The 6,154-nt window shown below is 35.6% G+C and carries 4 protein-coding genes and 1 pseudogene; all 5 read right to left on the bottom strand.

What is annotated here, in order from left to right; all coding sequences use genetic code 11:
* Positions 1–480: 480 nt before the first annotated feature.
* Positions 481–1,167 carry an abortive infection family protein gene (locus ACFINH_RS08835; RefSeq protein WP_375632737.1) on the bottom strand — a complete coding sequence of 229 codons (687 nt, stop codon included), beginning with the start codon at positions 1,165–1,167 and terminating at the stop codon, positions 481–483.
* A gap of 1,062 nt (positions 1,168–2,229) precedes the next feature.
* Entirely contained in the window at positions 2,230–2,454 is a 225-nt protein-coding gene (locus tag ACFINH_RS08830; RefSeq protein WP_375632735.1) for a hypothetical protein, read from the bottom strand.
* Between the two features lie 366 nt (positions 2,455–2,820).
* Positions 2,821–4,185 (bottom strand): MFS transporter, encoded by a 1,365-nt coding sequence (locus ACFINH_RS08825; RefSeq protein WP_375632733.1) that lies wholly within the window; start codon positions 4,183–4,185, stop codon positions 2,821–2,823.
* Between the two features lie 590 nt (positions 4,186–4,775).
* Entirely contained in the window at positions 4,776–5,066 is a 291-nt protein-coding gene (locus ACFINH_RS08820; protein WP_375632739.1) for a hypothetical protein, read from the bottom strand.
* 960 nt (positions 5,067–6,026) lie between these two features.
* Positions 6,027–6,154: pseudogene (locus ACFINH_RS08815) on the bottom strand (DUF3792 domain-containing protein); the annotation flags it as partial.

Genomic DNA, 6,154 nt, shown 5'->3' with positions numbered 1-6,154 from the left:
TTATTATAAGATTAAGTAGGGTAGGGGAAGAACGTATAGGTATCTAATTTACGCGCATAAAGGCTTTGTAGAAATTAGATCTAAACTCAGATTTTCTCTCTTTACGGAGTTAAGACTTGTGTTTTTATCATAATGACTAGCTTCTCCATCATAATATTTCTGCACGAGAGCTTTCCAAAAATAGTACACCAGCTAGTTTGTTCTTAAAAAAATAATCAAGGCAATACTTTTGCACCATCCTCATTCGTCATCCTTAAGGGCGGCTTTTGCATTTACAGAAATTGCCACTGACTTTAGAAGCAGAGCCTAGAAACGTGGGGAAGAGGAGAACCATAGGGTGCTGTGACTACTCATGTTGTCATGCTATAGAAATATTTGGTTTTGTAGGGTAGCAGAAGCCCCCCTTTAATGCTTTTTAGGCATTAAAAATGGCATGAGAAAATGCTGGTAGTCGTGATATGTTTTTTCTAAAGTTTTTTATTATGGCTGATCCATGAGCTCTAAAATATAAATTGAGAGAGAATGGGCGGCATTAAAAGTTAAACGCGCATGGCGAGGCTTGAGATTGATTAGTTCAAAATCCTTTTCTGAGCGTCCGTGCGCTGCACTTTTCTTGTTTCTTAAATTCATAGTACCATGCACAATTTGATACAGACCGGATGCGATCATTTTTAAGCCATTTTCATCTAGATCTTGATTTTTTAAGTTTTCTTGCTTCATATCTTCGGGATGGATCTTGGCTTTCTTAACGACTTCTTTCCATAAAGCGGGCAGATTATTACGGGCGTTTTCTGCATATGGGATAGAATGGTGGTCGAGATAAGCTTTGCAAGAGGCTTCCAATAGATTTGCTGCAAATAGAACTGCCTCCCTTGGATCTTTTTCTATATTTTCTAATGCCCTATTTATTTCGATTTCTACTGCTGAAAGTTCTTTCTCTGCAATAAGTTTTTTTAGCTCTTCCATCGAGAGGAGACCAGCTTTTTGCAATTCTTGTGTGAAGGTTAGCTCATTCTTGATAATATATCCTCCACGCTGATATTCTAATCCATCTTTCTTTAACGTTTCTAAAACTTTACGTTGATCTTCTTTAAGCTGTTGTAGCATTTGATCTTCTGGTATGTCTTGAAATATGAATCCGACTAACTTATGAAACTCACTGTCCAAAAAATCACCAAGCAGGGGACCAAGGACTTCAAGCGGTTTATTGCATTCTACATTGATTGTATCTAGTCATTTCTTAATCTTGACTTCATCATCATCACTTCGATCCTCATGAGGAGCAGATGGTGTATAAAAAAATAAGGCATCCAAATTCTCTGGCCAATAGTACTTTGGTAATATTTGAGAGAGTATCCTAATTGTTGCAGGAGGAATTTCGTTTTTCTGAGAGATTTTTTGCGGAGGTAATAATTGCATTTTATGGCTTGATAATATCAAAAAGTGGTGTGTGGAGTGGTTTTTAGGGTATAATTTTATTGCCTGACCTTGCTTAGAAAGTCGCGCAACAATTTTGTGGCTTATATAAGATTTGTGAAAGAGAAATGCCATATTGTGTTTTAATTTTTTTCTCCTTTCATTGTTATAACAGTGAAGCAGTGAAGGGGGTGAATAATGCGTGATAATTGGAAAAATATAGAATGAGAACAGAAGTATAATTTTGTATTATCGTAACTGCAATAGCATTCTTTATTGGCAGATTGTTTATTAGAGAGAAGGAAGCAGGCAATGCGCATAATCCCTGAACGGAAGGTCTTGTGACAAGAATTTCAATAATGGCATGTTACTAAATGTTGTGTGTGTTCTTTGCTTGTCAGAAAAAGTAGATGGGGCTCTTTATTTGCATAACCGGTATAGAGTAATGAGTAATGCGGGAGGCTAGTTTAAAATCTCGTTTATTCCGTTAAAGCTTACGGTTTTCTATAAAAAGACTGTTTTCATTATATCCGCTGTGAAGCTCGCATACTTGGTAGATGAAAATATAAACGTTTATCGTGTCTGTAAGGGAGCTTGAAGCAATGAAGTTATGTGTAAAAGAGTTCTGAAAAGCTTCTTTTGTCCGTAAAACTTATAAGGAAAATTTAAAGGCAGGAAAATGTTAGAGAAATCTAAGAGTACGCTGTGAAAATCAAGAAACAGTCTTTTTAGAGATGGTTTGCTGTCTGTCATCATGCTTTATGATTTTCAATGTTTTTAAAATTTCCCTCTCAATGAGAGAGGGATTTTTTATTAAAGTGGGGGAAATTTCTTATAACAGTTAACAATGAAATGGAGAGAAGATGCTGCTTTACCAGCTGTTTTTGTCGCTTCAGTTTCATTTGGACCTATTGCTGTTATGAAAGCATAGTGATTCAATGACTTTGAAAAGGGGCGAATAACATTATCAAGTTTGCAATACAGTGCGATTTTTTGCATCGCGATGCGTGGCAGAAGATGGTCAGCATTTGGGGGCATTGTGGGTTCTATATTCTATGCTGGTTCTGTAGGGCGTCTGTTAGCGCATTTATGGAACTATTCCGCATTGAAACGCGTGCTTAATTTCGTGGATCTTTGCAAAGGTCTGATCAGAAAATCCCATATTTCAAGAGGTTTTTAGAGGGATTTAAAAGCACAGAGGTATCATAAAATTACAAACACCGTACGTTACTGGAGGTGATCAATTTTAGAGCTTAAGGAGCTTATCGGTTTAGTGTTCTTTCATAAAAATGATGAAGGCTGTGTTCAAGGTCTCAGTGTGTTGGTTTCTCGAAAAGTGGTAAATGCTGTATGATTTTATATGCCATTGCCAATGTTATGGATAGGGTGTTCAAATAAAGCATATCATAAATCAAAATTCTTCTCTTTACGCGATAAGAGGAGGGCTAGGCAAAACAGTAAAAATGCAGCGATAGAGAATATGAAGAATACGATATATGTTTGGTTTAAGGACAGGGATTCTTCTGTCAGCGAATGGATCAAAAAGCCAGCGAATATACCCCCTAAGGCACCACCTATTTGCTGTAATATGCGTGTGATAACGGCTGTATCTTTGACGTATAAACTGTTGACATATTGGATGGGGGCGGAAAGGCAGACAATGGTGGCGATGCCAAGTCCTATGCCTCTTAGCAAGAATCCAAGTCCATCCATGCTTATATTATAGCCGAAGCATAATAACCCAAAGCTTGATATCACTAAACCAATTCCTATCATGAAAAAGGGAGATTTTTCTTTCCATTTTTGGTAAATAAATTTCCTTCCGATCCATGCTCCTACCCCTTGCAGAGCAAGGAGGGCACCGATGATGAGAAGGCTCTTTTCATAGTTTCCTTCCATGGCAACGGCTAGTGGGAAATAAACGAGGAAGCTATAAAAAAGAAATGAAGCAACAAGCCCCATGATCATGAGTAATGTATAGCGTGCATTTTGAAATCCGCTAAAGACGATTAATTTGTTTTTTGCTTTCTGATTAGAAACAATGAATAATATGAGAGATATCATGGCTATAAGTGCTAGGATATATAAGTGGTTTTTGTTATTGATATTTCTGGCTTCTGTGAGGTAAAAAAACGAAAGAAGCGATATGGAAAACGCTAAAAATGCAAATAAGTTAAATTTTGTTTTTGTTGTTTCGTTGCTCTTTAAATGTTTTGCTCCAAGGGTGAGTGCCAATAAAATAAGCGGAATATTGATAAAAAATAACAAACGCCAAGACACATACTGAGCAAGCGAGGCGCCTACCAGCGGACCAAAGGCAGGAGCGAAAACTGTTGGTACGGCTATGGAGCCCATGGCTTGGCGCACTCGTGTCTGTCCAAATTGTAAGGCAATGATGGTTTGGCTAAGGGGCAGCAAAAGACCTGTCCCGAAACCTTGAACGATACGAGCAGATATAATAGTTGGAAAACTATAGCTTAATCCTACCCCCAGTGATCCAAGCATAAAAATGAAGCTTGCAAGAAACCAAGTGCTTTTGATACCTATTCTTCCTTGCACAAAAGCGGCCATTAGCAGCCCTGGAACGGTGGCGAGAAAATAGGATGTTACAACCCATTGTATATTATTTTCTCCGACTGAAAAATAATGCGCAAGGTTAGGAAGGATGACATTGACAATGCTCCCGTCCAGCAGAGGAAGTATGCTGGAAATAATGACGGTATATATGACATACCTTTCTGTTTTTGTATAGGAATCTCTCTTTTGCATTATTATGCCCCCTGTTGATATTCTTTTAGATATGGGTCCCGCGTTATAAATTACAGAGCTCTAAGAATGAACACGCATTTGTGATATCTGCGGTTTTGATATTGGAATGAATATGATTGGAAGTGCTGATGGTCCCCTTGTGTACAACCCGCCTTTTTCTCTAGAATTAAGCCATCAGTTAAGCTGATGTCAATGAGTTTATCGAGGAGTCTATTTGCCGTCAACTCAATCTGCATGAGAGCAAAAGCAGAACCTACACAAACGTGCACGCCTGCTCCATTTGCATTTATTATTTAACATGGAAAATGTGAAAATCTTTATAAATCAAATTATTGACTTAAAAATCCAATGTTTGTTTATATATCATTTTTTATGCTTAAATGATTGTTTGGGTATCAAATGTATTCTCAATAGTTTATAATTTTCTTTTCTTAAATGTGCAGCTCTTTCTGAAAAATGTTCGATAATTTCTTGATTGTTTAATAAAAATTAAAATTGGTTATAAGGAAGAGCTTGTAAATTATAGAGTAGGAAAAAGGTGCATTTTATAAAAAACAGGGGAGGGTTGTTTCCATAACCCAAACATTTTTTCAAGTTGTTGTGGTATCTTTTTGAATTGCTTGATCGATAAAAGTTTTATAATTATCAGAAACAATATATTGGGTATTTTCTCCTAAAGCTTTGAAATGTTCACGATCGCAATGGATTTTTGCTTTTTCCAGAACGCGCAACATGTCTTCGAAAATACTTCTTTTGCTTTCCACAACAAAATACAGTTTTTCTTGCCCATTTTGCTCGAATAATACAGTCCAATCGGGAGTATATGATCCAAGAGATGTATCAATTTTAAACCATTTAGGCAGTTTCGCATAAACTTTAATCTTATCGTTTTTTTCAAATGATTGTGCAAAATTGAACTCAATATCTGAATCATAAATACATGATCATAAATTGATTTATCAGTTTTTGTCATATTCTTTTATAAAACAATTTGCTTTTATATTTATTAAAATGCATTTTCTATTTTATTTTTTCGTATAATTAGCCAATGAAGTTTTTGCTCTAATATCGCAATTTGTAAAAGACTATTTTGGTCATTCAATATGAAACTTTTTATGTCGGTTTCTTGTATTGAAAGCAATGGTACGATTTTTGATATCTGTATAAAATATTTACAAAAGAATTAATAACGCATGATTATAGAATTTTGTTCTTTGTTTGAAGCATGTACAGTTAAACCATTGTTTATTCATAGATTTTATGTTCATTATTTATTTGATACATTTAATCTAGAATGTAAATTGTGTTCGTATACTCAAACTAAAATACTGGTATTGAAGTGGTGAGAGTGTTGCTTTGTTGAGAATAGATCATTGGGTAGGTTGGTATTCCCTTTGTATCAGAGAATTCAACTTATTCTCTCATATTGTGTGTGGATGAAATGTTAACCGCATAATGCTCCCTCTTACATGAGATGTAAGATTGATATGTTTTCCACATTGAGAAAAGTTGTTGATCGTAGAGGAATATTTTTCTGCGAAATTTGTTTGGCTTAAATGCAAAAAATAGAGCAAGAGTCGCATATTTGTTATGCTGTAATGGCATATATATAATCGATGGAGTCAACACTTCATTTAAGAAGTTTTTTAAAAGAAAAACATAAAAAAATAGAATTATTGAAAAAAATCTTTTATTTTGAAGCTTGTTTCTCACGCTTATAAAAGCTTCACGTGGATTTCGAAAATTCTTGTTGTGTTGAAAAGCAAGACAATTTTGCAAAAAAGCTGCACTATGCGTGCAGCTTTTTATGTATTTGCTTTAAAGGTAGACAGGTAGATGTTTTAAAGCATGAAAGTGTCCTTACGGCTTCTATAACCATAATAGCCAAAAATACTGGAAATAATGGCGCCTACCAGACTTCCTAAAAAGCCCCACCACCCCATATTGGAGGCTGTTTTTGTGGCTTTAG

It is taken from the genome of Bartonella sp. AA74HLJMH (assembly GCF_042197045.1).
Lineage (GTDB): Bacteria > Pseudomonadota > Alphaproteobacteria > Rhizobiales > Rhizobiaceae > Bartonella.
This window is presented reverse-complemented; position numbering and strand designations above follow the sequence as displayed.